At 61.4% G+C, this 24,285-nt stretch carries 27 protein-coding genes and 1 tRNA gene; 21 read left to right on the top strand and 7 right to left on the bottom strand.

The genetic code is table 11. The features are described 5' to 3' along the window. Positions 1-234: 234 nt before the first annotated feature. Positions 235-873 carry an MBL fold metallo-hydrolase gene (locus tag WDU96_RS08940; RefSeq protein WP_337338138.1) on the bottom strand — a complete coding sequence of 213 codons (639 nt, stop codon included), beginning with the start codon at positions 871-873 and terminating at the stop codon, positions 235-237. Positions 874-998: 125 nt separating this feature from the next. Between WDU96_RS08940 and WDU96_RS08935 the strand changes: the two genes are divergently transcribed. The 7 genes from WDU96_RS08935 (at position 999) to WDU96_RS08905 (ending at position 5,773) form a co-directional block, all read left to right on the top strand. Next, a tRNA-Glu gene (locus tag WDU96_RS08935) sits at positions 999-1,074 on the top strand. Positions 1,075-1,217: 143 nt separating this feature from the next. Further along, positions 1,218-2,279, top strand: a complete 1,062-nt coding sequence (locus WDU96_RS08930) for an alpha/beta hydrolase (RefSeq protein ID WP_337338137.1) — start codon at positions 1,218-1,220, stop codon at positions 2,277-2,279. A 52-nt stretch (positions 2,280-2,331) separates the two neighbouring features. Then, complete coding sequence (locus WDU96_RS08925; protein ID WP_420063949.1) at positions 2,332-2,841, top strand: GNAT family N-acetyltransferase; 510 nt, start codon at positions 2,332-2,334, stop codon at positions 2,839-2,841. Beyond that, entirely contained in the window at positions 2,838-3,674 is an 837-nt protein-coding gene (locus WDU96_RS08920; protein ID WP_337338136.1) for an SDR family NAD(P)-dependent oxidoreductase, read from the top strand. The genes WDU96_RS08925 and WDU96_RS08920 overlap by 4 nt, the downstream gene beginning before the upstream one ends. A gap of 20 nt (positions 3,675-3,694) precedes the next feature. Continuing rightward, positions 3,695-4,120 carry a (deoxy)nucleoside triphosphate pyrophosphohydrolase gene (locus WDU96_RS08915; RefSeq protein WP_337338135.1) on the top strand — a complete coding sequence of 142 codons (426 nt, stop codon included), beginning with the start codon at positions 3,695-3,697 and terminating at the stop codon, positions 4,118-4,120. A gap of 73 nt (positions 4,121-4,193) precedes the next feature. Beyond that, on the top strand, positions 4,194-4,736 hold the full coding sequence (msrA, locus tag WDU96_RS08910) for a peptide-methionine (S)-S-oxide reductase MsrA (protein WP_337338134.1): 543 nt from the start codon (positions 4,194-4,196) through the stop codon (positions 4,734-4,736). 65 nt (positions 4,737-4,801) lie between these two features. After that, positions 4,802-5,773, top strand: coding sequence for a squalene cyclase (locus tag WDU96_RS08905; RefSeq protein ID WP_337338133.1), 972 nt, complete (start codon positions 4,802-4,804; stop codon positions 5,771-5,773). 33 nt (positions 5,774-5,806) lie between these two features. Here the strand turns inward: WDU96_RS08905 and WDU96_RS08900 are convergent, their stop codons facing one another. Beyond that, on the bottom strand, positions 5,807-6,943 hold the full coding sequence (locus WDU96_RS08900) for a DUF4349 domain-containing protein (protein ID WP_337338132.1): 1,137 nt from the start codon (positions 6,941-6,943) through the stop codon (positions 5,807-5,809). Then, complete coding sequence (locus WDU96_RS08895) at positions 6,940-7,497, bottom strand: RNA polymerase sigma factor (protein WP_337338131.1); 558 nt, start codon at positions 7,495-7,497, stop codon at positions 6,940-6,942. The genes WDU96_RS08900 and WDU96_RS08895 overlap by 4 nt, the downstream gene beginning before the upstream one ends. 264 nt (positions 7,498-7,761) lie before the next feature. On the opposite strand from WDU96_RS08895, the gene WDU96_RS08890 reads away from it, so the two are divergent. The 7 genes from WDU96_RS08890 (at position 7,762) to WDU96_RS08860 (ending at position 15,335) form a co-directional block, all read left to right on the top strand. Then, a complete protein-coding gene (locus WDU96_RS08890; protein WP_337338130.1) occupies positions 7,762-8,817 on the top strand; it encodes a TerC family protein in 1,056 nt (351 codons plus the stop codon). A 128-nt stretch (positions 8,818-8,945) separates the two neighbouring features. Further along, a complete protein-coding gene (gene leuC / locus WDU96_RS08885; protein ID WP_337338129.1) occupies positions 8,946-10,397 on the top strand; it encodes a 3-isopropylmalate dehydratase large subunit in 1,452 nt (483 codons plus the stop codon). Position 10,398: 1 nt separating this feature from the next. Next, positions 10,399-10,995, top strand: coding sequence for a 3-isopropylmalate dehydratase small subunit (leuD, locus tag WDU96_RS08880; RefSeq protein ID WP_337338128.1), 597 nt, complete (start codon positions 10,399-10,401; stop codon positions 10,993-10,995). A 74-nt stretch (positions 10,996-11,069) separates the two neighbouring features. Further along, positions 11,070-12,446, top strand: a complete 1,377-nt coding sequence (gene murA, locus WDU96_RS08875; RefSeq protein ID WP_337338127.1) for a UDP-N-acetylglucosamine 1-carboxyvinyltransferase — start codon at positions 11,070-11,072, stop codon at positions 12,444-12,446. A 7-nt stretch (positions 12,447-12,453) separates the two neighbouring features. Further along, positions 12,454-13,221 (top strand): lysophospholipid acyltransferase family protein, encoded by a 768-nt coding sequence (locus tag WDU96_RS08870; RefSeq protein ID WP_337338126.1) that lies wholly within the window; start codon positions 12,454-12,456, stop codon positions 13,219-13,221. Next, complete coding sequence (locus tag WDU96_RS08865) at positions 13,211-14,341, top strand: NAD(P)H-dependent glycerol-3-phosphate dehydrogenase (protein ID WP_337338125.1); 1,131 nt, start codon at positions 13,211-13,213, stop codon at positions 14,339-14,341. The genes WDU96_RS08870 and WDU96_RS08865 overlap by 11 nt, the downstream gene beginning before the upstream one ends. Further along, positions 14,247-15,335 (top strand): D-alanine--D-alanine ligase family protein, encoded by a 1,089-nt coding sequence (locus WDU96_RS08860; RefSeq protein WP_337338124.1) that lies wholly within the window; start codon positions 14,247-14,249, stop codon positions 15,333-15,335. Before WDU96_RS08865 ends, WDU96_RS08860 begins: the two co-directional genes overlap by 95 nt. Before the next feature lie 10 nt (positions 15,336-15,345). On the opposite strand, the gene WDU96_RS08855 is transcribed toward WDU96_RS08860, so the two are convergent. Continuing rightward, positions 15,346-15,822: a DUF3515 family protein gene (locus tag WDU96_RS08855; RefSeq protein ID WP_337338123.1), complete on the bottom strand. Its 477-nt coding sequence runs from the start codon at positions 15,820-15,822 to the stop codon at positions 15,346-15,348. 52 nt (positions 15,823-15,874) lie between these two features. Here WDU96_RS08855 and thiL point away from each other — a divergent pair, with 52 nt between their 5' ends. Further along, positions 15,875-16,834, top strand: a complete 960-nt coding sequence (gene thiL, locus WDU96_RS08850; RefSeq protein WP_337338424.1) for a thiamine-phosphate kinase — start codon at positions 15,875-15,877, stop codon at positions 16,832-16,834. On the opposite strand, the gene rsmD is transcribed toward thiL, so the two are convergent. Both rsmD and WDU96_RS08840 read right to left on the bottom strand, forming a co-directional pair. Continuing rightward, on the bottom strand, positions 16,835-17,395 hold the full coding sequence (rsmD, locus tag WDU96_RS08845) for a 16S rRNA (guanine(966)-N(2))-methyltransferase RsmD (protein ID WP_337338122.1): 561 nt from the start codon (positions 17,393-17,395) through the stop codon (positions 16,835-16,837). A 9-nt stretch (positions 17,396-17,404) separates the two neighbouring features. Then, the gene (locus WDU96_RS08840; RefSeq protein WP_337338121.1) at positions 17,405-17,992 is read right to left on the bottom strand and encodes a 1-acyl-sn-glycerol-3-phosphate acyltransferase; all 588 of its coding nucleotides are present in this window, start codon (positions 17,990-17,992) and stop codon (positions 17,405-17,407) included. Between the two features lie 63 nt (positions 17,993-18,055). On the opposite strand from WDU96_RS08840, the gene WDU96_RS08835 reads away from it, so the two are divergent. The 6 genes from WDU96_RS08835 (at position 18,056) to mutM (ending at position 23,211) form a co-directional block, all read left to right on the top strand. After that, positions 18,056-20,224, top strand: a complete 2,169-nt coding sequence (locus tag WDU96_RS08835) for an ATP-dependent DNA helicase RecG (RefSeq protein ID WP_337338120.1) — start codon at positions 18,056-18,058, stop codon at positions 20,222-20,224. 15 nt (positions 20,225-20,239) lie between these two features. Beyond that, positions 20,240-20,737: a pantetheine-phosphate adenylyltransferase gene (gene coaD, locus WDU96_RS08830; protein ID WP_337338119.1), complete on the top strand. Its 498-nt coding sequence runs from the start codon at positions 20,240-20,242 to the stop codon at positions 20,735-20,737. A gap of 111 nt (positions 20,738-20,848) precedes the next feature. Then, the gene (locus WDU96_RS08825; protein WP_337338423.1) at positions 20,849-21,349 is read left to right on the top strand and encodes a YceD family protein; all 501 of its coding nucleotides are present in this window, start codon (positions 20,849-20,851) and stop codon (positions 21,347-21,349) included. Between the two features lie 2 nt (positions 21,350-21,351). Then, positions 21,352-21,561, top strand: coding sequence for a 50S ribosomal protein L32 (gene rpmF, locus WDU96_RS08820; RefSeq protein WP_337338118.1), 210 nt, complete (start codon positions 21,352-21,354; stop codon positions 21,559-21,561). A 20-nt stretch (positions 21,562-21,581) separates the two neighbouring features. Continuing rightward, positions 21,582-22,283: a ribonuclease III gene (gene rnc, locus WDU96_RS08815; RefSeq protein ID WP_337338117.1), complete on the top strand. Its 702-nt coding sequence runs from the start codon at positions 21,582-21,584 to the stop codon at positions 22,281-22,283. Beyond that, positions 22,276-23,211 carry a bifunctional DNA-formamidopyrimidine glycosylase/DNA-(apurinic or apyrimidinic site) lyase gene (mutM, locus tag WDU96_RS08810; RefSeq protein WP_337338116.1) on the top strand — a complete coding sequence of 312 codons (936 nt, stop codon included), beginning with the start codon at positions 22,276-22,278 and terminating at the stop codon, positions 23,209-23,211. Before rnc ends, mutM begins: the two co-directional genes overlap by 8 nt. Here mutM and WDU96_RS08805 read toward each other — a convergent pair. Next, positions 23,132-24,271: a GNAT family N-acetyltransferase gene (locus WDU96_RS08805; protein WP_337338115.1), complete on the bottom strand. Its 1,140-nt coding sequence runs from the start codon at positions 24,269-24,271 to the stop codon at positions 23,132-23,134. The two genes, mutM and WDU96_RS08805, sit on opposite strands and share 80 nt — an antisense overlap. Between the last annotated feature and the right edge of the window lie 14 nt (positions 24,272-24,285).

The following is a 24,285-nucleotide window of genomic DNA, read 5'->3' as shown; positions in this document are numbered from 1 at the left end:
TCGAGCTAACCGGCGAGCGCCTGGCTTAGCGAAGCCCTACCGAGTCGGGCATAAGCAGGGTTATCGTCGCTGTGGGCGAGCAACATGAGGGCGACTGCGACTGCCCAGGCGCGGGCGCGCGTCCAGGCCGCGGCGTCGTATCGACCGTTCGTGGCAGCCACGAACGCAGTGCGTCCGACCGGAGCGGTTTATCAGGCACTTTCGGACCCTAACGAGGTGGTGATTCGTGGTGCGTCACACCTCGGCACTATCGAGCGGCTCAAGAGTGATGAATTCCCCACCGTTTTGTTCGGCGGCCCACTTCAGACGCGCGCTGCCCATTTGCTTGCCGATTACCGACAGCGTCCAATCATGGGTTGCAAACGCGCGCCGAGGTGCCACCGCAAGTACGAAATCCATCGCTTCGCCGATCTTCAGCCAAGGAGCACCGACTGGCGCCGCGAGCAACCGCACCTTCTTGTCGCCTGGAACGGCGTAGGAGTCACCCGGGTAGTAGAACTCGTCGTTCACCAACACACCGACGTTGTCGATTACCGGTACCGACTCGTGGATCACGGCGTGCGTGCCGCCGAAGAACTCGAGCGAAAAGGGGCCGACCTCGATGACATCGCCCGGGTGAACGGCGGTGATTGAGAAGTCGGTGGCAGCTTGTTTGACACCATCGGGTCCGAAGATGGGAATCTCGGGGAAGGCGGTGAGGATTCGCGACAGATGATCGGGTGTCCAATGATCCGGATGCTCATGGGTGATGACAATCCCGATGACGCGCTCGAGGTCTAGCAGGGGAGTCGTGAAGTTGCCGGGGTCGACGATAAGTGTTTCTCCACCGGTCTCGAGAGTCAGCGTGGCGTGTTCGTGCTTGGTCACTCGCATGCTGAGAGTCAACTCCGCGGATGATGGATGAGCAAGTAAATATGCGGCTCCCGGTTCGATTTGGAGGGCGCGCCAAAGACATGGCATAATCGAACGGTTGCCGAAAAGGCGACACGGTAAAGTACGGCCCCATCGTATAGCGGCCTAGTACGCCGCCCTCTCACGGCGGTAACGCGGGTTCGAATCCCGCTGGGGTCACCAGAAGTGAAAACGCCCGGTCATTTGGCCGGGCGTTTTTCGTTGTGCACCCACTAATCTGGTGCGGTACCTGTCTCAAGGATCGAGCGGTAACGTAACGACACCCGACAAAGCAGTCACGTCTCACAACAGAACGGCAGCAACAGATGACGCAAACCCTTCTGCCCGGAATCCAAGCGACTCGAGTGAGCACGCCCAGAATCACGGCGAACGTGCTCGAACGCACCGCCACGAGCACAGACGCACCTCGGACTGTGGTGTTCGTGCATGGCAATGTGTCATCGTCGCTTTTCTGGCAGCCGTTGATGCTCGAGCTTCCCGCTGATGTGCGCTCGCTCGCTATAGATCTTCGAGGTTTCGGCGAGAGCGAAACTCTTCCCGTGGACGCCTCTCGGGGAGTGCGGGACTTCTCTGACGATGTCGCGGCGGTTCTTGATGCTCTCGGCGTGTCTTTCGCGCATCTGGTTGGCTGGAGCATGGGTGGTGGGGTAGTGACCCAGCTCATGCTTGACCGTGCAGAGTTGGTGGCGAGTCTCACCCTCATCGCGCCGGTTTCGCCGTACGGCTTCGGAGGCACCGCGCTTGACGGCACGCTGCTGGCTGCCGACGGCGCGGGCACAGGCGGGGGCGGTGCCAACCCCGACTTCGTCGAACGGCTTGCGGCCGGCGACCGTACCGAATCCGAACCCACCTCGCCGCTCGCGGTCTACCGATCAAGCTACGTGGCCCCGGGATTCGAGTCGCAGCACGAAGAGCTGTGGGTCGAGTCCATGCTCACCACCGTGACCGGGGAAGACAACTATCCGGGTGATTCCACAGCCTCGGAGAATTGGCCGGGCTTTGCACCAGGCGCAAGGGGCGTGCTCAACACAATGGCTCCGACTGTCTTCAACACATCGGGCATCGTTGATCTGAACTCGAAGCCTCCAGTGCTCTGGATTCACGGCGAGAATGACGCGATCGTCGCTGACGGCTCGTTCTTCGATCTGAATCAGTTGGGTGCGGCCGGCATCATCCCGGGCTGGCCCGGTGACGCGGTCGCGCCACCTCAGCAGATGAAGACCCAAACCAGGAACGTGCTTGACGTCTATCGCCAGAACGGCGGAGAAGTGACTGAGCTCGCGCTAGAGAATTGTGGTCACAGTCCCCATCTTGAGCATGCCGACGAGGTTCGCCGTGCGCTGACGGAACACATCTTTCGCGCGTAGAGTCTCGCACGGCCACGAGCCGCGCTGCCGAATTGACGGATAGCCTCGAGGGGTGATTTCTATTACTCTCACTGATGGTTCGGTCTTGCGCGAAGCGCGTGCTGGTGACGAAGCCGGAATTCTGGCGTGCATCGCCGCCCTCGCTGTCTACGAACGCGAGCCTGATGCGGTCGAGAACACCGCAGCGGCCCTCACCGAAACCTTGTTTGGGGCTGAGCCGAAAGCGTTCGCCCACGTCATTGAGCGCGAAGAAGTCATCGTCGGAATCGCGATCTGGTTCCTCACCTACTCAACCTGGACCGGCAAGCATGGCATCTGGCTCGAAGACCTCTATGTTGATGAAAACCAGCGAGGGCGCGGCTACGGAAAGTCGCTCATCGCCTCGCTCGCCGCAGTATGCGAAGAACGCGGCTATCCGCGATTGGAGTGGACTGTGCTGGACTGGAACGAGCCAGCCGTGGCGTTCTATCGGTCGATCGGCGCCGCGCCGATGAGCGAGTGGACGACGCAGCGCCTGGTCGGCGCGAAACTCTCACGCCTAGCGTCAGCGGTGCACGCGTGAGCGACGAACGAAAGACGATTGTCATCACCGGCGCGAGTGACGGTATCGGCGCTGCCGCCGCTCGACAGCTTGCAGGCAACGGCGAGCGAGTCGTGCTGGTCGGGCGCTCTCGCAATAAGACCGAAGCGATAGCCCGTGAAATCGACGCTCCGTTTCATATCGCCGACTACGCAGAGCTTGAGCAGGTGCGTGAACTCGCTGCGGACTTGGCGACGACCTATCCGCGCATCGATGTGCTGGCGAACAATGCCGGGGGGATCTTCGGCGACCGCAAGCTCACCAAAGACGGGTTCGAGCAGACCTTTCAGGTCAATCACCTCGCGGGATTCCTGCTCACCAACCTCTTGCTTGAGAATTTGATCGCGAGCAATGCCAGTGTGATTCAGACCTCGAGCGTCGCAGCCAAACGCTTTTCGAAGTTTGACATCGACGATCTGCAGGGAGAACACAACTACTCAGGTCGAGTCGCCTATGGCAACGCAAAGCTCGCCAACATTCTCTTCACCCGCGAACTTGATCGTCGAGTTGCTGAGGACGGCTTGTCGACGGCGGCGTTTCATCCCGGCGTTGTAGCCACCAGCTTCGCGTCGTCATCAGGTGGACTCTTCGGCTTTATCTACACCAATCCGCTCACCCGCCGGTTCATGACAACTACTGAAGACGGCGGGTCGCGCCTCACATTCCTTGCCACGGGAACCCCCGGGCAGGATTGGATCTCGGGGGAGTACTACGAGCGCGATCGACCGATGGCTTCGCACCGCCTGAGTCGAGATGACCAGCTCGCACGTCAGCTGTGGGAGCGCAGCGCAGAACTCGTAGGGCTGTCGGGCTGAAGCCTGGCGCAGCTGACCGTGTGACTGACTCATTGCCCGTTCTCGAGGTCGTCGCGGCCGTGATTGAGCATGAGGGGATGCTGCTGGTCTGCCGTCGCGCAGAAGGGCGCTCTGCCGCCGGAAGATGGGAGTTTCCTGGCGGCAAGATCGAGCAAGGTGAGACGCCAGCTCAGGCGCTGATTCGCGAAATTCGTGAAGAACTGGGTGTTGGCATCACGATCTCTGGTCATCTCACCACCAACGACACCGTGGTGTCTGGCCGCACGATCCGCCTCACATGTCTGCGTGCCGCCTTGAACGACGCCGTTCCTGTGGCGAGCACCGACCACGATGCGCTGGAGTGGCTCGCTCCCGGTCGACTCTCGGGCCGTCGCTGGGCTGAGCCCGATCTGCCGGCTGTGAGTTTGCTCACCAACGCGGCTGCATCGGGAACACCAGCCCGGTAGCATCCGTTCTCTCATCTTGTAAGCGCAGAACATACGATTGTTCGCGAACACCACGATCACTCAGGAGTGACTCATGACCGACGACGGAACCATCACGCGCATACCGAGCACAGAAACTGCTGTGCTTGCCGGCGGCTGTTTCTGGGGCATGGAAGACCTGATTCGTCGACAGCCCGGCATCTTGCAAACGCGGGTCGGCTACACCGGCGGCGAGAACGATCACGCCACATACCGCAACCACCCGGGACACGCCGAAGCGGTGGAGATCGTGTTCGATCCTGCGAAGACCAGCTATCGCGATGTGCTGGCCTTCTTTTTTCAGATCCACGATCCCTCGACGCTCAACCGGCAAGGCAACGACATCGGCTCGAGCTATCGTTCTGCCATCTTCCCGCTGACGCCTGAGCAAGCACGCATTGCGCGCGAGACCATCGCCGATGTCGATGCTTCGGGGCTGTGGCCGTCAAAGGCTGTGACGACGCTCGAACCCGCAGGAAAGTTCTGGCAAGCGGAGCCCGAACACCAGGACTACTTGCTCAGGTACCCCAATGGGTACACCTGCCACTTTCCGCGAGCGGGGTGGGTACTGCCGAAAAGAGCTGAAGCCGCCTCTTAGCTGAAGTCGGGTATCGCACCCCAGGCATCTGGCCAGCGTCGGAAGCCGGGAGTAGCCTGCCGAGTATGACCGAGACGCAAACTCTCGAATGGCTGCTGGACTCTGACCCAGCGCTCAAATGGCAAGTTCAGCGAGATCTCGTGCGATCGCCACCGGACGAATGGCACGCGACTCGAGACCGAGTCGCGACCGAGGGATTTGGCGCTCGAATGCTCGCTCATCAAGATGAGGACGGCCAATGGGCTGGCGGCGCGTATTTCCCTGCCGATTTTGACGAAGCATCCGCTGAAGCCGAAGAAGGCCAGCCTTGGACCGCCACGACATGGTCGCTCAACTTTCTGCGTGAGTGGGGCCTTGACCCAGTGGTTCTTGCTGGCACCGCGGAGAAACTCGCGACCAACAGCCGATGGGAATACGAACAGTTGCCCTATTGGGGCGGCGAAGTCGACTGTTGCATCAACGCGTTCACCATAGAAAACGGTGTCTGGCTCGGTGCAGAGATCGGTGGAATCGTCGATTGGTTAGTCGAGCATCGCCTTGCTGACGGTGGTTGGAACTGCGAATGGATCGACGGCTCGACACGATCTTCTTTTCACTCCACGATCAGTTCGTTGCGGGGCCTGCTCGCCTACGACATCGCAACGGGCGGCACAGTGGCAACCCGAGCTGCCCGTCGCGGTGGCGAGGAATACCTTCTCGAACGGGCGCTCTTCAAACGTCTCTCTACTGGGGAGCAGGTTGGGCCCTGGGTCACACGTCTCGTTCACCCGTTCCTCTGGGTCTATAGCGTGCTGAACGCGGCTGACTACTTCCGCAAAGCGGCACTATTTGATGCTACGGCGCCTGATCCACGCATGACTGAGGCGATTGAGCTCGTTCGCAGCAGGCGAAGGCCCGACGGAGTTTGGCTGCAGGAGCGCACCCAAAAGGGTCGTATTTGGTTCGAGATGGATGTTGCTGAAGGTGAGCCCTCCAAATGGCTTACCTTCTATGCCATGAGAGTTCTCGAATGGTGGGATGCCGCGGCGCTTCGCTAGAGGACGGAGCAACTCCGCACAAGAGGCCGGAGGCTATTCACTCGTTGATTTGGACTTTCTCCGAGCGGCACGCGAGGTTCTGACTGTCGCCCAGATAATCAGTCCGAGCGCCGCAAGCACGAGCAACCAAGGGAGCAGAAAACCGAGCGCGAGCACAATGCCGTTGAGCGTAGCGATGAGCCCATTCCAACCGGCGGTCACTCCATCGGTGAAGCCAGCAGGGTCTGCCTCGACGGGCTGCGACTCTGAGTGAAGTGTGACGGTGAGCGTCGACATCGCGATCTGTCCCTCCACTGACTCCAGTTGCTTTTGGTAGGACTCGACCATCGCTTGGCGTTCAGATAGGGCGCTCTCGGCCGCAATGAGATCCGCGATGTCTGTCGCTTCCGACATCAACTCGACAAGCCGATCCACCGAGGCCTGAGCGGCGTCTATGCGTGCGCGAAGATCGATCGTTTGGTCCGTCACGTCCTGACGATTGATGGTTGAGCTCGTCACCTCGCCCAGTTCAGACAGCTCAACGATGAGATCGTCGAGCTCATCGGATGGCACGCGCACGGTGATCCATGCTCCGTCTGGGGCGTAGGGGTACGGCATGGACTCGTACGCAATGCCGTTCTCGCCAACGGTGTACGCCTCGCCCGAGCGGCCGATACTCATCGACTCGACATAGCCGTCTCGCACGTTCGCAGCATCTGCGATAGCCGCGGCGCCAGCAGGCACGTCTTCGACCACGACCGTCGCGGAGGCGAAGGTGATGATGTCACGCTCGGCTGAGCCACCGACTGTGTCGTTCTCCAGGGCTAGTGCTTCATCGCTCATCTCGCTGCTGAGCCCGCCTGCATCTTCTGACACGACCTCGGCGCCCTCAACCTGCGACTCGAGGGCGGGGCCCTCGCTCACGATCGTTGAACTGTCTGTGCTGTCGTCCGAGGCGCCCCCGACGAATGGCGCGAGGCTAGGCGCGATGACGGCAGCTACCAGTACCACAGCAGCTGCTGCCGCCCCGCCTATCCACCACTTGCTCCGGCGCGAACGCTGAGCGACGCGCGCCCGCGAGATCTCGGCGAACACGTTTCGTTCTATGGCGTCGATGCGCTCCTCGCCTAGTTCAGGCAGGCTGTCGGCGTTCGCTCCAGGCGAGGTATCGCGATCTTGCTTGTCGGTCATGATGTCTCCTCGATCGAGGTTCGCAAACGCGTGCGGAGGCGGGAGAGACGGTTGCGCACCACACCGTGCGTCACGCCCAGCTCTGCGGCGGCTGCTTCATACGAATGGCCCTCTGTCGCACAGAGCCGAAAGATGTCTTGGTCGAGCTGGTTGAGGTCCGCAACTTCGCGCATGATCCGTGAGGCGAAGTCGGCATCGATGACCTGCTGTTCGATGTTCACCGTGGCAGCAAGGCTCTCATCGACCATCGCGGCGGTGTGAAGTCGATCGCGCTGCTGGCGTCGCATCCGATTTGCGGCTTGGAAGCGACAGATTGTCACGAGCCAGGGCAACAGTGAATCACTGGCAAGATCGAGGCCGGGCAGCTTGCGCCACGCGACCAGGAATGTCTCCTGGGTGACATCTTCAGCATCGGCAGTATCGCCCAGAAGGCGGTGTGCCAGCCAGTAGACGGGTCGCACGTAGGCGCGATAGAGCGCCCGAAAGGCGAGATCGCTCCCACCTGCGGCCTGCGCCACGAGCGTCGCGTCGTCTGTCACCGCCCGATCCGTCATGTCATCCCATCGTCTGGCTGCGAGCAGCTCTGCTGCACCTGATTGTCTCTTAGCTTCTCAGTGTCGCGCTGCCAGCGAACGTCTCAAAACGTCAGAGTTCGTTCCGGTGACCTGTATTCTGGTCGAGCGAGAGGGAGTATCCCGAAATCGCGCGTTCGTCATCACGGGAGCTCTGGCTTCCCGGGCGCGTACCGCACAGAAACTGTGCGGGGGAGAGACTTTCGACGTTCTGTCGCCCCCGCTCTCATTCTTGAAAGGCCCGGTATGGACCTGCAACTTCCGCTTTGGTTTGAAGTTGGCTCGCTGATCGTGCTCACGCTGATCTTGATCGCAGATCTGCTGCTCATTCTCAAGCGTCCCCACATTCCGTCGACGAAGGAATCGACCCTGTGGGTGGTCTTCTACATCGTGCTCGCGCTCGTCTTCGCGGGGTTGATGTGGATCTTTGCGGGTGCTGAGTTCGCGGGACAGTTCGTCGCGGGCTGGTTGACGGAGTACAGCCTGTCGATCGACAACCTGTTCGTCTTCGTGCTGATCATGACTCAGTTCGCCGTTCCGAGGCGGTACCAGCAAGAAGTGCTGATGGTGGGAATCATCATCGCGCTCATACTGCGCGGGCTGTTCATTCTGGCCGGCGCCGCAATCATTGAAGAGTTCAGTTGGGTCTTCTACATTTTCGGAGCGTTTCTCGTCTGGACGGCGTACCGTCAGGCATTTCCCGGCGGAGACCACGATGACGATGTGCAGCGCGAGAGCTTCATTGTTCGCACGCTTCGACGCACAATCGACATCAGTGACCACTACGACGGTGCGAAGATCCGCACGGTCGTAGGCGGAAAGAAGATGTGGACGCCGATGATCATCGTCTTCGTGGCGATCGGCGTGACTGACCTGCTGTTCGCCATCGACTCGATCCCGGCGATTTTCGGAATAACGCAAAGTGCGTTCATCGTCTTCACCGCAAACCTCTTCGCGCTGATGGGCTTGCGCCAGTTGTATTTCCTGCTCGGCGACCTGCTCGATCGTCTGCGCTACCTCCACTATGGAATCGCTTTCATCCTGGCCTTTATCGGAGTCAAGTTGGTGTTGCACGCGATGCACGTCAACGAGCTTCCGTTCATCAATGGTGGGCAGCCGATCGCGTGGGCTCCCGAGATCTCTACCTGGCTGTCGCTCGTGGTGATCGTGCTCGCGATGGGTGTGGCAACGATCGCGAGCCTCATCGCTGCTTCGCGCGAGAGCAGGGCAGCAAGTCCGGAAGATGCCGCCGGCGCGGTTGCCGAAGAGAAGGGCACGCCGCCCACGATCGATGGTGTGTGAGCGGTGGTAGCCTGTCTGGATGCGAATCGCTCGACTTCTCCTTAGCGGCCGCGACGAGTCCTAGTCCAGGCCTCTCTCGTCGCGGAGTGTCGTCACGGGCTTGATTCGCTTTCCGAGGAGATAGAGCAATGACAATTTCTGACGCGTCTGCCGTTGTAGATCGCCCCCGCACCCTCGCCGAGAAGGTATGGGACGACCATCTGGTCGTGAAGGGCGAGAACGGGCAGCCCGACCTCATCTACATCGACCTGCATCTGGTGCACGAGGTCACCAGTCCCCAGGCGTTCGACGGTTTGCGCGCGGAAGGCCGTCCCGTGCGCCGTCTCGATCTCACGATCGCAACTGAAGACCACAACACCCCGACTCTGAACATCGACAAGCCGATAGCCGACCTCACCAGCCGGACACAGATTCATACGCTGCGAAACAACGCAGAAGAGTTCGGCGTTCGGCTCCACTCGCTTGGCGACAAAGAGCAGGGGATCGTGCACGTGGTCGGTCCCCAACTCGGCCTCACAATGCCGGGAGTCACTGTCGTGTGTGGCGACTCCCATACTTCGACTCACGGCGCATTTGGCGCGATGGCGTTCGGTATCGGCACGAGCGAGGTAGAACACGTGCTGGCCACTCAAACCTTGCCACTCAAACCGTTCAAGACCATGGCGATCACTGTCGACGGTGAGCTGAAGCCGGGTGTCACGGCCAAGGACATCGTGCTCGCTGTCATCGCGCGACTGGGTGCCAACGGCGGGCAAGGCTATGTACTCGAATTTCGTGGCAGTGCCATCCGGTCTCTCTCGATGGAGGGGCGCATGACGATGTGCAACATGTCGATCGAGGCTGGCGCACGTGCGGGCATGGTCGCTCCCGATGAAACCACCTTCGAGTATGTGAAGGGTCGGGCGCATGCTCCCGTCGGCCAGGACTGGGACGATGCGGTCGCCTACTGGCGCACGCTTCCGAGCGATGAAGGCGCCGTGTACGACGCCGAAGTATTCTTCGACGCGGCTGAACTCGAGCCATTTGTCACCTGGGGCACCAATCCCGGCCAGGGTGTCTCGCTCAGCGATGTTGTGCCCACTCCGAGCGAAATAGCTGACCCCAACGAGCGGGCCGCCGCTGAACGCGCGCTCGAGTACATGGCACTTGAGGCAGGCACGCCGCTCAAGGAAGTTCCCGTAGACGCGGTCTTCATGGGCTCATGCACTAACAGTCGTATCGAAGATCTTCGCGCTTTCGCCTCCGTCATTGAGGGACGTTCGAAAGCCGAAGGCGTGCGCGTGATGGTCGTTCCCGGCTCCGCTCGCGTGCGGCTCGAAGCTGAGGCTGAGGGTCTCGACAAGATCATCACCGCTTTTGGGGCGGAGTGGCGCTTCGCTGGCTGCTCAATGTGTCTGGGCATGAACCCCGACCAACTTGCACCGGGTGAGAGATGCGCGTCGACCAGCAATCGAAATTTTGAAGGCCGTCAGGGCAAGGGCGGGCGCACTCATCTGGTGTCACCGCTGGTAGCGGCGGCGACTGCGGTGCGCGGCACACTGTCGAGCCCGAGCGATCTGCCCGCACGAGTGGAGGCTTGAGATGGAGAAGTTCGTCACCCATACCGGCATCGCAGCGCCGTTGCGACGCAGCGCCGTTGACACCGATCAGATCATTCCGGCTGTGTACCTCAAGCGGGTAACGAAGACCGGATTTGAAGACGCGCTGTTTGCAAACTGGAGACAGGATCCCGATTTCGTCCTGAACCAAGAGGTGTTCAAGGGCGCCAGTATCTTGGTGGCTGGACAGGACTTCGGAACCGGTTCGAGTCGTGAACACGCAGTGTGGGCGCTGCGTGACTTCGGCTTCAAGGTGGTTCTCAGTCCCAAGTTCGCTGACATTTTTCGTGGAAACTCGGGAAAGCAAGGGCTCGTGACCGGGGTGATCACCGAAGACGAGGTCGAGGCCATCTGGGCTGCGATCGACGCGAACCCTGGCGTCAGCATGACAGTGGATCTTGAAGCGCGTACGGCATCGATCGGCGATCTTCACGTGTCTTTCGAGATCGATGATTACACTAGGTGGCGGCTCCTCGAGGGGCTCGATGACATCGGGCTCACCCTGCGCAATCAAGAAAAGATCACGCAGTTTGAGGCGCGCCGCGAGGCGTGGCGGCCGCGGACACTTCCCGTTCGCTAACCCTGTGGTCTCTCGTTCTACAAGAGCGATAGATCACCAGCCACCCCTCTAGACACACAAGTGAGGTCCACCGGATGAAGCCGCTTCTTAGCGTTAAGGGAGAAACTCCCGCAGGAGAGAAGAAAGAAGCCTCCGGCGACGTGCTCGCGATTCGCGGCGGTCGACCACTGACTGGGCGCGTCGAAGTCAAGGGCGCCAAGAATCTTGCTACCAAGGCAATGGTCGCCGCGCTCTTGGGCGAGACGCCCAGCACGCTGCGAGACGTTCCCGACATCAGCGACGTTCAGGTTGTTCGATCTCTTCTCGAGGTTCACGGCGTCACAGTCAACGACGATGCCAACGACGAAGGCACCCTTCACTTCGATACGTCCGGCGCAGTTTCGGCGCACTTCGAAGCTATCGATGCGCACGCGGGTGCCTCGAGGATTCCCATCCTCTTCTGCGGACCATTGCTTCATCTGCTCGGCGAAGCGCTCATTCCCGACCTCGGCGGTTGCCGAATCGGAGACCGCCCGATCAACTTCCACATGGATGCGCTGCGCGCGTTCGGTGCTGTCGTAGACAAGACGTACGAGGGCATCCGCATCACCGCTCCGAACGGTCTCACGGGCGCGTCGATTGAGCTTCCCTACCCGAGCGTCGGCGCGACGGAGCAGGTGTTGCTCACTGCAGTTCGCGCGAAGGGCATCACAGAACTGCGCAATGCGGCAATCGAGCCAGAGATCATGGATCTGATCGCGCTGTTGCAGAAGATGGGTGCGATCATCTCGTACGAGCCCAACCGCGTCATCCTCATCGAGGGCGTGGATTCTCTTCGAGGCTACGATCACCGTTGCATATTCGATCGGAATGAAGCGGCATCCTGGGCTTGCGCTGCCCTCGCCACAGATGGCGACATTTTCGTTGGCGGTGCGAAACAGCAAGAGATGCTCACGTTCTTGAACGTTTTCCGCAAGGCCGGCGGCTGGTTCGACGTTCACGAAGATGGCATTCGGTTCTGTCGTGATGGCGACATCAAGCCGGTCGTGGTGGAAACTGACGTGCACCCCGGGTTCATGACCGACTGGCAACAGCCGCTCATCGTCGCCCTGACACAGGCTCACGGAACCTCGATCGTGCATGAGACGGTGTACGAAAACCGTCTTGGCTTCACTCAGGCGCTCGTGCAGATGGGGGCCGATATCGTTGTCCACCCCCAGGGCATCGCGAGCCCCGATCGCCGTGTTCCACGACGCGCACTTGAGCAGGCGGCGGTTATTAACGGTCCTACGCCGTTGCACGCGGCCGATGTTGAGGTGCCTGACCTTCGCGGCGGCTACAGCTACGTGATCGCCGCCTTGGCTGCCGAGGGTGAGTCGGTCGTTCGCAACGTCGGCATCATCCGTCGCGGGTACGAGAAGTTTCTCACCAAGCTCGAAACGCTTGGCGCCGATTTCGACGTCATCGGCTGAGGTGGCAATGGTCTCCAAATCGCCCAAGCGCGCTCGTGGTGAGAAGTTTCGCTTCAGCATCTTCTGGCCGCTCGCTGCCGTCGTCGTGCCGCTCGTCGGGGTGATCATGAAGATCGAGGTGATTGACGGCCACAAAATGCCGCGCACGGGTGCTTATGTGCTCGCGCCCAACCATTACTCCGAGATCGATCCGCTCGCAGTGGCCGTTGCCGTGTGGCGTGTCGGCCGAGAGCCGAGGTTTCTAGCCAAAGAGAGTCTGTTTCGGGTTCCGGTTTTGGGTTGGGCACTGAGCGTGACGGGTATGGTGCCGGTCGCGCGCAATTCGTCATCTGCGTCAGCCCGCAACACACTGGACGCGACGGAGATGCTAGTTCGGCATGGTCGCGGGGTCGTGGTGTACCCCGAAGGCACGCTTACTCGAGACCCCGAGTTATGGCCTATGCGGGGCAAGACGGGCGCAGCTCGACTCGCACTCGACGGCGATATCCCCGTGATTCCTATGGCGCAGTGGGGGGCGCAGCAAATCCTGCCTCGGTATGGCAAATTGCGCCTGTGGCCATTGCGTCGGAGAATTCAAGTTGTCATCGGTGACCCGGTCGATCTCCGTGAGTACCGCAGCGGTGACGTTACGCCTGCCAAGCTGAGTGCGGCGACAGACGCAATCATGGCCGACGTCGCGCAACTGCTCTCCGGCCTTCGCGGAGAACCAGCCCCCGCGCAGCGGTGGAACCCGGCCGCCCACGGTCAGCAGGAAACGGGCCGCCTTGAGTCGTAGATCTGAGGTTGTGCGCCCCCGCATTGCGGTGATTGGCGCCGGCAGTTGGGGCACCACGTTCGGAAAGATTCTCGCCGACGGTGGTGCAGACGTGGTGATGTGGTCACGGCGACCAGAGCTGGCAACCGAGATTCAAGAAGCGAAGCGCAATAGCCAATACCTTCCTGGCATCAACCTGCCCAGAGCGATGTCGGCTACACATCACCTCTCGGAGGCCCTTGATGGTGCCGAACAGGTGTATCTGTCGGTTCCCAGCCAAGCGCTGCGAGAGAACTTGAAGGCGGTCAGACCGCTGCTGTCTCGCACTGGCGTGCCGGTGGTCTCGCTGATGAAGGGCGTTGAGCGCCGTTCTGGCCTGCGGATGAGCCAAGTCATTGAACAGGAGCTGCACTGCGATCCGGCACGAATTGCGGTAGCGTCCGGGCCCAACCTGGCGCTTGAGATCGCGCGCGAACAGCCCACCGCGGCCGTGATTTCTTCGGTCAGTCAAGAGACGGCAGAAGCGGTCGCGCGACGTGCTCGCAACAAGTACTTTCGTACGTTCGTGAACACCGACGTGATCGGCACCGAGTTTGGCGGAGTACTGAAGAACCTCATCGCTGTCGCCATCGGGATTGTGGATGGCGTCGGCTACGGCGAGAATACGAAGGCATCGATTATCACTCGAGGCCTTGTCGAGATGACCGACTTTGCGGTTGCTCAGGGCGCAGAGCAAGAGACTCTTCAGGGTTTAGCTGGTCTTGGCGACTTGATCGCAACGTGTCAATCGCCGCTCAGTCGCAACAACACGGCAGGGCGTCTGCTCGGGCAAGGCTACTCTTTTCAAGACGTCGTCAAGCAGATGAACCAGACGGCGGAGGGGCTCGCCTCGGTCGCGCCCGTTCTTCAACTTGCCCGTGAAGTTGGCGTACAGATGCCGATCGTCGAGCAGGTCAAGATGGTGCTCGACGGAACAATGAACCCGCGCGATATCGCGCCTCACCTTACAACTGACGATGACACCCCCGCGGGCGAGAGGACTCAGAATGGACAGGCCGGCGGTGGCGGTGCTCTTTGGAGGTCGCTCCAGCGAGCATTCGATCAGTTCCGCAACAGCGAGCGGAGTGCTTCGAGCGATTGACCGTGATCGATTCCGTGTGATCCCGATTGGCATCACGCGCGAAGGAGTCTTCGTTCTCGAAGACGACGACCCCGAGAAGTTCGCGCTCGATGCCGACCATTTGCCTGAGGTTCTCGATAATGGCACGCGCGTCGTGTGGCCCGAGGGCGGATCAGATCGAACGTTGCGCGTGCGCCTCCCCAGCGGAGAACTCGAGGAAGTCGGCACTGTGGACGTCGTGTTGCCGATTCTGCACGGACTTCATGGTGAAGATGGCACGGTTCAGGGCTTCCTCGACACACTGTCAATCCCGTACGCGGGCGGCGGCGTGCTCGATTCTGCGCTTTGCATGGATAAGCACTTCATGAAGATCGTGCTCGAAGCCGAGGGTGTGCCCGTTTCGCCATGGGTGACCGTTACGAAGCGGCAGTGGCAACGAGACCCCGATCAGGTGCGCGTTGACGCGGCCCGGCTTGGGGAGCTGACGTTCGTTAAGCCAGCTCGCGCGGGTTCGAGCGTGGGCGTGTCCAAGGTGCATGACCCGTCCGAGCTCGATGAGGCGCTTTCGAAGGCTTTTGCCGAAGACGAGAAGGTACTCATCGAGTCTGCGATTGTCGGTCGTGAAATCGAGGTGGCCATTCTCGAAGGTCGCGCCGGGGCACCCGCCAAGGCGTCGCTACCGGGAGAGATCGTGCTCACCACACGAGAGTTCTACGACTTCGAGGGAAAGTATCTCGGCGGCGACGGTGCACAGGTGGTGTGCCCCGCTGATCTGACTGACGATGAGATCAGCTCATTGCAGCAGCTTGGCATCAAAGCGTTCGAGGCGGTGGACGGGCGAGGACTCGCCCGGGTCGACTTCTTTCTGGCGGCTGATGGCCTGTATGTGAATGAGCTCAACACGATGCCGGGATTCACGCCGATCTCGATGTTCCCCAAGTGCTGGATTGCATCGGGGCTGTCATACCGCGAGTTGATCTCTGAGCTGATCGACACGGCCCTGGCGCGGGCGTAGTCAAGCTCGCTCAGCTACCGGCTTCAGCGCGCTCGAGGCAGCCCGTGCCTTCGCTTGGTATTTGCGCGACCGCACCTGAGAGCCGTTCGAGCACGGTGGCGCTGGAGACGACTTCGTTGTCGAGGTAGACCTCGACGGCTGGCGTCCGGCCGAAAGTGGTCACGCGGTAGCGCGGTGCTTCCGAGTCGTCGATGATCCAATCAACGCCGTCAACGGTCTGGCACGGCAACGTCGACGGGCCCGGGGGAATCACACCACACGTCATGAGCACGCTGCTCGGGTCGCCCCACGCAGCGGTGGCTTGAGCGTCGGTCCAGCGGCGAGATTGGCTGTCGACCGAATCCGGAAGTCGCACCATCACTTCGGCGCATGCGGGACTATTCGAATCCGCCGCAGGCTGCATCGGCACCGTGGTTGTGCATCCTGTGGCGAGTGCTAGCGCTATACCCAATACGGCTACAGCGGAAAAACGGCGAACTCCAGACACAACTCCAGGCTACCGTTGAGAGGTGAGTGCGGCTGACCCGACAGTGGGCGAGATGAGCGAAGGGAAGATCCTCTCTCGTATCCTCGCGGCGCTGCCCCCTTCGCGGGCAATTGTTGGTCCCGGAGATGACGCAGCAGTGCTGGCTATGCCAGACGGGCGAGTGGTCGCCACCACCGACACGCTCGTGCACGGGCCTGACTTTCGTCTGGCGTGGACGAGCGGATTCGACCTTGGCTGGAAGTCAGCGGTCGTCAACCTCTCTGATGTTGCAGCCATGGGAGCCGCCCCCACCGCGTTGCTCGTCGCTCTTGCCATGCCTGAGCAGACGGCCATGTCGTTCATCGAGGAGTTTGCGGCGGGGCTGCGTGCGGCGTGCGACTCGGTGGCGCCCGGATGCGCGGTTGAAGGGGGTGACCTCACCGTGTCAGACACGTTGACTGTCGCTGTGACTGCTCTCGGCTCGTTGCAGGGGCAACCGCCGGTTTTGCGTTCTGGAGCACGTGTGGGCGATGTTGTCGCCGTGGCGGGCACCTTGGGCGCGGCAGGTCGTGGCCTGGCGCTGTTGTTCGATCGATTTCGGGATGCTGAGGGCGCGCCGTGCGCTGTTGATCTGACTTCGCTTTCCGATGCGGAGGCTGCGGATCTGAGTGCGCAACTTCGTCCGAATCCACCCGTCAGCCTTGGTCCGGTCGCCGCCGCTGCCGGCGCCACCGCCATGATGGATGTTTCCGACGGATTGGTGCTGGACGCGTCGCGGATGGCCGAGGCATCGGGCGTGTCGGTTTCGATCCAAAGCGATTCGCTCGGTCTCGACGCCTCAAGCGCGCTCACTGGCGGTGAAGACCATGCATTGCTAGCGACGTTCGCGCATGGGAGTGAGCTGCCTGAGGGATTTCGTGCCATTGGGGTGGTCTGCGCGCGCGCGTCGTCGCCGGTGCTGGTAGATGGGGCGGCGTTCACTGGCCGTGGCGGGTGGGATCCCTACAATGACTGGGACGCGACACGCGGCTGATCAGGCTGTGGCGGCCCACCACATGGTCGTGTCACCGTAGCGCTTATGGCGCGTCGCGACGAGGCCGGTAGGCCACTTCGGCTGAGAGCTTCGGGATGCTCGCTCGACGATGACGCAAGCGTCGGCGGTCAGTGCCGGAACAAGAAGTTCGAGCGTCGCGCCGAGTTCGTCGTCTGAAAGATCGTACGGTGGATCAACGAACACGAGGCTGAAGGGCCCCTGGGCGCCGCGCAGGTACATGTCGGCGGATTGCCGATGAACGACCGCCGTCGAATGTTGACCCAACGACTTGAGTACACGATCGACATTGCGTTGAACGACGGCAGCGGCCTTGGGTGCCTTCTCCACCAGCACTGCCGATCTGGCGCCGCGGCTCAGAGCTTCAAGCGCGAGAGCACCCGATCCTGCATACAAATCGAGAACGGTTGCCGAGCGCAGCAGATCAGACGATTCGAGCGAACCGAACAGCGACTCACGCACACGGTCGCTCGTCGGCCGGGTGCCGGCATCGGGAACGTCGAGCGATAAAGAGCCAGCGCGGCCGGCGATGATTCGTGTCACCTGGCTCACCTAGCCAGCGGTCGGCGCCGCGATGTCCTCTTCGCGGAGGCGCGGCTCGGTGCGAAACTGCGGGCGCATTCCCGCCTTGTCGGCGTAGAAATCGCGCACGCGCGTCATGTCGGCGACGACATCGCCCGTGAGTTTCACGGTAACTCCGAGCCCGCTCGTCATTGTGGTGCGATCGACGTAGCCAAGCACGACGGGCATATCGGCTTCGCGGGCGATCCGATAGAAGCCCGACTTCCAGTACTTTCCCGCACCACGTGTTCCCTCGGGGGTGACCACCAAGCTGAATACCTCGCCCGCTTTGCGACGTGCAACAATATCGGCGACCAGTCCCTGTGGGTTGCTTCTGTCTACGGGAATGCCGCCCAGCGCACGCATGATGGGCCCGCGCCAACCGCGGAACAGACTGTCTTTGCCGAGCCAATGGGTTCGAATCTTCAATCGCCAGGTGATGGCCAACATGACGACGAAGTCCCAGTTCGAGGTATGCGGTGCACCGATCAAGATCGACGGCTGTGTCGGGGCGGGATTGGTGGAGAGCGTCCACCTGCTGCAAGCCCAGTAAACGCGGGCGATGAAGGATCGGAACACGCAGACCACCGTACGCCGTCCGGCTGTGTGTGCACAGTCAGTGCTCGCTCATAGACTCGTGGCATGTCTTCTTTCAGCCTTGCTTCGCGCCTTGACGGTGCGCTAGGAGGCAAGACCGCGAAAGCGCTTGAGCGGGCGTTCGCCATGCACACTGTCGGAGACTTGCTCGCGCACTACCCTCGGCGCTATGCGAAGCGCGGTGAATTGACTGAGATCGCTCTACTGCCGCTTGGCGAGCCCGTCACCATCGTTGCTGAGGTCCGCACGGTCAGTGAACGCCGCATGCAAAACCGCAAGGGCTCGATTCTCGAGGTCATCATCAGCGACGGACATGGAAACCTCGCGCTCACCTTCTTCAATCAGGGTTGGCGTAAGAACAATCTGACACCGGGGCGCCGCGGAATCTTCGCCGGCAAGGTGGGGGAGTACAGGGGGGCGAAACAGCTCGCGCACCCCGACTACGAGCTCTTCGACGACGAAGAGACGGCGCGCATGACTGCCGAGGCTAACGCCCATCTGCCGATCCCCATCTACCCTGCGACGAGCGCACTCAGCTCGTGGCAGATCGCCAAGATCGTCGCGCTCGTGCTTGATGGGCTCGGTGACATCGCCGACCCGCTCCCCGAGCACGCGCGTGCAAGAGGAGGCTATCTCGACGCGCGCACCGCGATCGAACGCATCCATCGCCCAGACTTCGAGGAGCAAATCGCGCCGGCTCTCGAGACTCTGCGCATGCATGAGGCATTCGTGCTGCAGACGGCGCTGCTACAGCAACGTGCGTTCGTTCGATCAATGTCGGCGACCAGCCGCGCACCTGGCGTCTTACTAGAAGACTTCGACGCTGCGCTTCCTTTCGAACGTACTCCCGATCAGGTGGCGGTGGGCGATTCGATCGCCGACGATCTTCAGGCGCCGTGGCCGATGAACCGGCTCGTTCAAGGCGAGGTCGGTTCAGGAAAGACGCTGGTTGCACTGCGTGCGATGCTGCAGGTTGCTGAAAGTGGCGGGCAGTCAGCTTTGATCGCACCGACCGAGGTGCTTGCTGCACAGCACCTGCGATCAATTGCGCGAATGCTCGGCACTCGTTTGGCACCAGAGCTCATGCCCACACTGCTGACAGGGCAAATGCCCGCTGCAGAGCGGCGAAAGGCCGCACTCCGTGTCGCTTCTGGTCAGGCGCGCATCGTGGTAGGCACTCACGCGCTGCTGAGTGCATCGACAACGTTCGCCGATCTTGGCCTGGTGGTCGTTGACGAACAGCACCGTTTTGGTGTTGACCAGCGTGAGGCGTTGCGTGCGAAGGGCACGGCGCCGCACGCGCTCGTGCTGACGGCGACGCCCATCCCCAGAACAGTCGCGATGACGGTGTTTGGAGATTTAGACGTCTCGACGATCCGCACAATGCCACCGGGGCGGGCGGGCATCGATACATACGTCGCGCCGATCGGCGAAAAGCCTGCCTGGTTCGCAAGGGTGTGGGAGCGCATCGCCGAAGAAGTCGGAAAGGGACACCAGGCGTTCGTTGTGTGCGCGGCGATCGATGCTGAGGCACTCTCTCGCGCGGATGAAGAGGAGTCCGCCGAAGGGCCTGTTGACGAGGGCGGCCAGGCGCCTCGCACACGCTGGGGTGTCGTTCAGGTGGGGGAATTGCTTTCGCGGCATCCGGCGTTCAGCAGCATCCGCGTGCAGATCCTGCACGGAAAGATGCCGAGCGAGGAGAAGGATGCCGTCATGCAGGCTTTCGCGCGCGGCGACATCGATGTCGTCGTGGCGACGACGGTGGTTGAAGTCGGTGTCGATGTCGCGAATGCCTCCGCGATGGTGATCCTCGAAGCCGACAGATTTGGTGTGTCGCAGCTGCATCAGCTGCGCGGGCGTGTTGGTCGAGGCGGCGTACCGGGGCTCTGCCTGCTCGTCACTGAGTCCGCACGGGGGTCGCTCGCCAGAGAGCGCGTCGAGGCTGTCGCGGAGACTCTCGATGGCTTCCTGCTCGCTGAAGTCGACCTCGACTTGCGCGGGGAAGGCGATGTGCTGGGAGGCACCCAGTCGGGGGCGCGCTCGTCGCTGCGTCTGCTGCGTGTCGCGAAGGATGCAGATCTCATCGCGCAAGCACGAATCCTGGCCGAACAGCTTCTGCTAGACGACCCTGCGTTGGTGCGGAATCCAGGCTTGGCTGCCGCCATCGAACGTCGGGTGAGTACCGAAGAGCGTGCAGCCCTCGCGAAGAACTGACCTAGGCTGGGCTGCATGAGCAGCCGGATTGCCGTCGTCCCCGGATCGTTCGATCCGCCCACGCTCGGACACCTCGATGTGATTCGTCGCGCAGCCGCGCTCTATGACGAACTGCACGTGCTGGTCGTTCACAATCCCGCCAAGGAAGCAATGTTGCCGATCGCCCAGCGACTGTCTTTGCTTGAGCAGTCGATTGCCGACAGCGACGTTGAGTCGAAGGTGGTTGTCGCCTCGTGGAGCATGGGGCTGCTCGTTGATTACGCGACAGACGTCGGGGCAAGTGTGCTGGTGAAGGGCATCCGTTCGCAGGTCGATGTCGCATACGAAACGCCGATGGCCATCGTCAACAGGCATCTCGCGCACATCGAGACGGTGTTTCTGCTCCCCGACCCGGCACACGCGATGGTCTCGAGTTCACTGGTCAGACAGGTTGCATCGCTCGGTGGCGACGTCTCTCCTTTCGTGCCGCCCGCGGTCGCGGCCTTTCTCGACACTGGAGCCCGCAACATCTGAGCGTTCACAGTCGTCGCTCGTCGTGCACCGCTACGATTGGTGATCGTGAGAAGACATCGTCCCGGCCCGTTTGCGCTATCTGTTCGCGACATCACCAATCAACCCGGCGAGATGCGGGTTTTCACTCTGGAGGTTCCCGCAGAGGCCCAGTGGGGTGAGGGGCTTGTCTCCTTTCCTAAGGGAGAAATCGTCCGTGTCGACGGCCGTTTAGAGTCTGTCCACGAGGGGATTCTCGTCACCGGAACTGCCGATGCGCAGTCGGTCGGAGAGTGTGGTCGGTGTCTCACAGACATCGCAGAGCATGTTGAAGTCGAGTTTCAGGAGCTTTTCGCGTACCCTGGAGATGAAGCAACTGACTTTGAGGTTCAAGACGACCACGTGGATCTTGAAATTCTAGTCAGGGATGCGATGGTCCTGTCGCTTCCGTTTCAACCGGTGTGTCAGCCGGATTGCCCCGGACTTGATCCGAATACGGGCGAGCGACTGACCATTAGCACCGAAACAGAGCAGCGTGAGCCCCTCGATCCTCGTTGGGCCGCGCTCCAGGACTACTCCAAAGACCACGACGACAAAGCATCGCGCTCTGGCGTTGATCACACAGAAGAGAGCTAGCCATGGCAGGTAACCCCCCGAAGCGGAAGGTCTCCCGCTCCAACACTCGTTCGCGTCGCGCACAGTGGAAGGCGGCGCCCATCACGCTGACCAAGACCGTTGAAAACGGACAGGTTGTCTACGGCCGTCCGCACCAGGCCAAGGTCGTCACCGACTCGCAGGGAACGGAATTGTTCCTCGAGTACAAGGGCCGCAAGGTCGCCGACGTCTGAGCGCCGCTCGGCGTACAGACGTGACTGACGTCGCGGTCGAGCGTTCGTCGCTCGCAGAACTCACACAGAAGCTCGGGGTCGTTATCGACCCCGAGCTTCTGTTGCTGTCTCTGACACACCGTTCATGGGCCTACGAGAATGGCCAGTCCCCTCATAACGAGCGACTGGAGTTTCTTGGCGACTCAGTACTTGGCCAAGCAGTGACGGTGCGCCTGTACACGGCACACCCGGAACTCGACGAGGGTGCGCTGGCGAAGAGACGTGCGAGCGTCGTGTCAACGGTCGCTCTGGCGGAGATCGCTCGAGGTATTGGACTCGGCGCGTACTTGAGGCTCGGACGCGGCGAAGATCAGACCGGCGGTCGCGATAAGGACTCGATTCTGGCCGATACCACCGAGGCAATCCTCGGCGCCGCCTATTTGTCAGCGGGCGCTGAGGCGGCGACTGCTCTTGTGCTTCGTCTCGTCGAGCCGTTGCTGGCTGACCCGGAACGCTATGGCGCTGCGATGGATCCGAAAACGAGTTTGCAGGAGCTTGCGGCGCGTACTGCTTGTGGCGCCCCCGTCTACTCAGTAGCAGCTCAGGGCCCCGACCATGATCGCCGCTTCACCGCCACCGTTGAGGTTGGCGAGGTCATAGCTCGAGGCACCGGTTCGAGCAAGAAGCAGGCAGAGATGTCCGCGGCGCTAAGGGCATGGCGCGAGCTCAGCGCACGTGCCTGAGCTACCCGAGGTTGAAGTCGTTCGCGCCGGTCTTGCTCCGGCGATTTCAGGCGCGACGATTTCGGGCGTGAATGTGCTCGACGAGCGTGCACTGACCCGTCACACGGGTAGCGGTAGCGATTTCGAACGTGCAATCACCCACCGCGTGATCTCGGCTGCCGTGCGGCGCGGGAAGTTCCTATGGTTTCCGCTTGCAGAAATTGCGCGTGTGCCCGACGAAGCGATCATCGGCCATTTGGGTATGAGCGGTCAGATTCTGCTTCGTGCGGCCGGCAGCCCACAAGAACGGCACGAACGAGTTCGCTTCAACCTCGAGCATCCCGAGCACGGTGAGCTCGCCATGATCTTCTGCGACCAACGCACCTTCGGCTCGTTGGCCGTCGACGAACTCGTCGCAGCACCCGACTCGGCCGCCGGCGGATACGGCTGGCCCGCAGCATCCATTCCGCAACAGGTTCTGCACATCGCACGGGATCCGCTCGATCCAGCGTTCTCGGACTCGCTGTTTCGCGATTCTCTTTCGCGCAAGAAGTCTGCGATCAAGCGTGTGCTGCTTGATCAGAGGGTGGTGAGCGGCATTGGAAACATCTATGCCGATGAATCGCTCTGGGCCGCTGAGATTCATCCCGAGCAACCCGCCTCGACGCTGTCGGAGCACGCTGTGACCACGCTGCTGGCGGAAGTCAGATCAGTGCTCGAAAGGGCTCTGGTTGAAGGGGGTACGAGCTTCGACGCCCAGTACGTGAATGTCAATGGACAGGCTGGCTACTTCGCGCACTCGCTCAACGCCTATGGCCGCACCGGAGAGGCGTGCCCGCGCTGCGGCACACCCATCGTCAGAGTCTCTTTCACGAATCGTTCGAGCCACTACTGTCCGCACTGCCAACGAGCACCTTCTTCCAGGCCCCCACGTAGGCGATCGGTATGAATCCGATCGCTTCGTTGATATCGAGCATCGGACGATTCTCTTCGGCGTTGTAGGTGAGTACGCGAGGAGAGTGGGGCATTCGTGCTCGCCACTCAATCAAACCCGCACACTTCACCAGGGTGCCGAGCTTGTGCCCGCGATGCTCCTTGAGAACGAGCGTGTCTTCTTGGTGGCTGGCGAGCGTGCGATCCTCGGGAATCATCAGTTCGTTGAACGCGCACAGTTCGCCCGTGCGAATGTGCTGAGCGGCGGTCACCTGAAGCGTGCTACCAGCCGCCGTGTAGCGCTCGTCGTGTTGTGTGATGCGCACGGCATCCCAACGCTCCTCGTCGAAGTCGAGTGCGCCCGCCGGAATGTCAGTCGACATGCGCGACTTCATCCACGCGTAGCCTTCGATGCAATCGGCTGGGGTAGGGGCGTCCCATTGCAGCACGCGGTAGTCGCTTGCTGCCGCTCGTGATTGCGTGAGAAGGCGCTCAACCTGATCAAGCGGTTCGGTCATATCGAAAGCGCTGTTGCGCTCCACCTGTTCGAGGGCATAGCCGTGTCGAGCGTAGAAGCGTGCGACATGGTCTTCGGGGATCGTTCCGAACCCTGTTCGAGGCGTCAGCGTCGCGCCGTCGCAGGGCGGGTGAGTTGCCCAGGATTGAAGCGTTGTTCGTCCGTGACTGCGCGCGTATTGCTCTAGGAGAACGAGGGCGGCCGAACCGATGCCGCGGCCCCAGTGCGCGCGCAGAATTTCAATGAGCCAGAACGCGACAACCGAGCCTTCTTCAAGCGGTAGGTCGATCCCGACGCGCCCCACTATCTCGTCGCCGACGACGATCACCCATGCCTTCCTGAGTTCGTATGGGTTTGGCCGATAGTGCGGAAGCATTTGTTCAGGGGTGACGGCTTCATCGTCGTGCCCTGAGTTCTCACGGTAGATCGCGTTCCTTACGCGCACCATCGCGATGAAGTCGCTTGCTTCGCTGCTGGCTAGATCATGAGGAATGTGAAGGGGCCGGAAACTTGGCCCGGGGATTGAGGTGACACGCATGTCACCGGGAGTGCTGTGCATGATGAGTCCTTCTT

This window comes from Microbacterium marmarense (assembly GCF_037204165.1).
Classification (GTDB): Bacteria; Actinomycetota; Actinomycetes; order Actinomycetales; family Microbacteriaceae; genus Microbacterium; species Microbacterium marmarense.
The sequence above is the reverse complement of the archived record's forward strand: the minus strand, read 5'-3'. Positions and strand labels throughout refer to the sequence as shown.

Bases quoted from the DNA above. Each gene is read 5' to 3' on its own strand.
- WDU96_RS08940 (WP_337338138.1), bottom strand. From the start codon at position 873: ATGCGAGTGACCAAGCACGAACACGCCACGCTGACTCTCGAGACCGGT.
- WDU96_RS08930 (WP_337338137.1), top strand. From the start codon at position 1,218: ATGACGCAAACCCTTCTGCCCGGAATCCAAGCGACTCGAGTGAGCACG.
- msrA (WP_337338134.1), top strand. From the start codon at position 4,194: ATGACCGACGACGGAACCATCACGCGCATACCGAGCACAGAAACTGCT.
- WDU96_RS08905 (WP_337338133.1), top strand. From the start codon at position 4,802: ATGACCGAGACGCAAACTCTCGAATGGCTGCTGGACTCTGACCCAGCG.
- WDU96_RS08900 (WP_337338132.1), bottom strand. From the start codon at position 6,943: ATGACCGACAAGCAAGATCGCGATACCTCGCCTGGAGCGAACGCCGAC.
- WDU96_RS08895 (WP_337338131.1), bottom strand. From the start codon at position 7,497: ATGACGGATCGGGCGGTGACAGACGACGCGACGCTCGTGGCGCAGGCC.
- WDU96_RS08890 (WP_337338130.1), top strand. From the start codon at position 7,762: ATGGACCTGCAACTTCCGCTTTGGTTTGAAGTTGGCTCGCTGATCGTG.
- leuC (WP_337338129.1), top strand. From the start codon at position 8,946: ATGACAATTTCTGACGCGTCTGCCGTTGTAGATCGCCCCCGCACCCTC.
- leuD (WP_337338128.1), top strand. From the start codon at position 10,399: ATGGAGAAGTTCGTCACCCATACCGGCATCGCAGCGCCGTTGCGACGC.
- murA (WP_337338127.1), top strand. From the start codon at position 11,070: ATGAAGCCGCTTCTTAGCGTTAAGGGAGAAACTCCCGCAGGAGAGAAG.
- WDU96_RS08870 (WP_337338126.1), top strand. From the start codon at position 12,454: ATGGTCTCCAAATCGCCCAAGCGCGCTCGTGGTGAGAAGTTTCGCTTC.
- WDU96_RS08860 (WP_337338124.1), top strand. From the start codon at position 14,247: ATGGACAGGCCGGCGGTGGCGGTGCTCTTTGGAGGTCGCTCCAGCGAG.
- thiL (WP_337338424.1), top strand. From the start codon at position 15,875: ATGAGCGAAGGGAAGATCCTCTCTCGTATCCTCGCGGCGCTGCCCCCT.
- WDU96_RS08835 (WP_337338120.1), top strand. From the start codon at position 18,056: ATGTCTTCTTTCAGCCTTGCTTCGCGCCTTGACGGTGCGCTAGGAGGC.
- coaD (WP_337338119.1), top strand. From the start codon at position 20,240: ATGAGCAGCCGGATTGCCGTCGTCCCCGGATCGTTCGATCCGCCCACG.
- WDU96_RS08825 (WP_337338423.1), top strand. From the start codon at position 20,849: ATGCGGGTTTTCACTCTGGAGGTTCCCGCAGAGGCCCAGTGGGGTGAG.
- rpmF (WP_337338118.1), top strand. From the start codon at position 21,352: ATGGCAGGTAACCCCCCGAAGCGGAAGGTCTCCCGCTCCAACACTCGT.
- WDU96_RS08805 (WP_337338115.1), bottom strand. From the start codon at position 24,271: ATGCACAGCACTCCCGGTGACATGCGTGTCACCTCAATCCCCGGGCCA.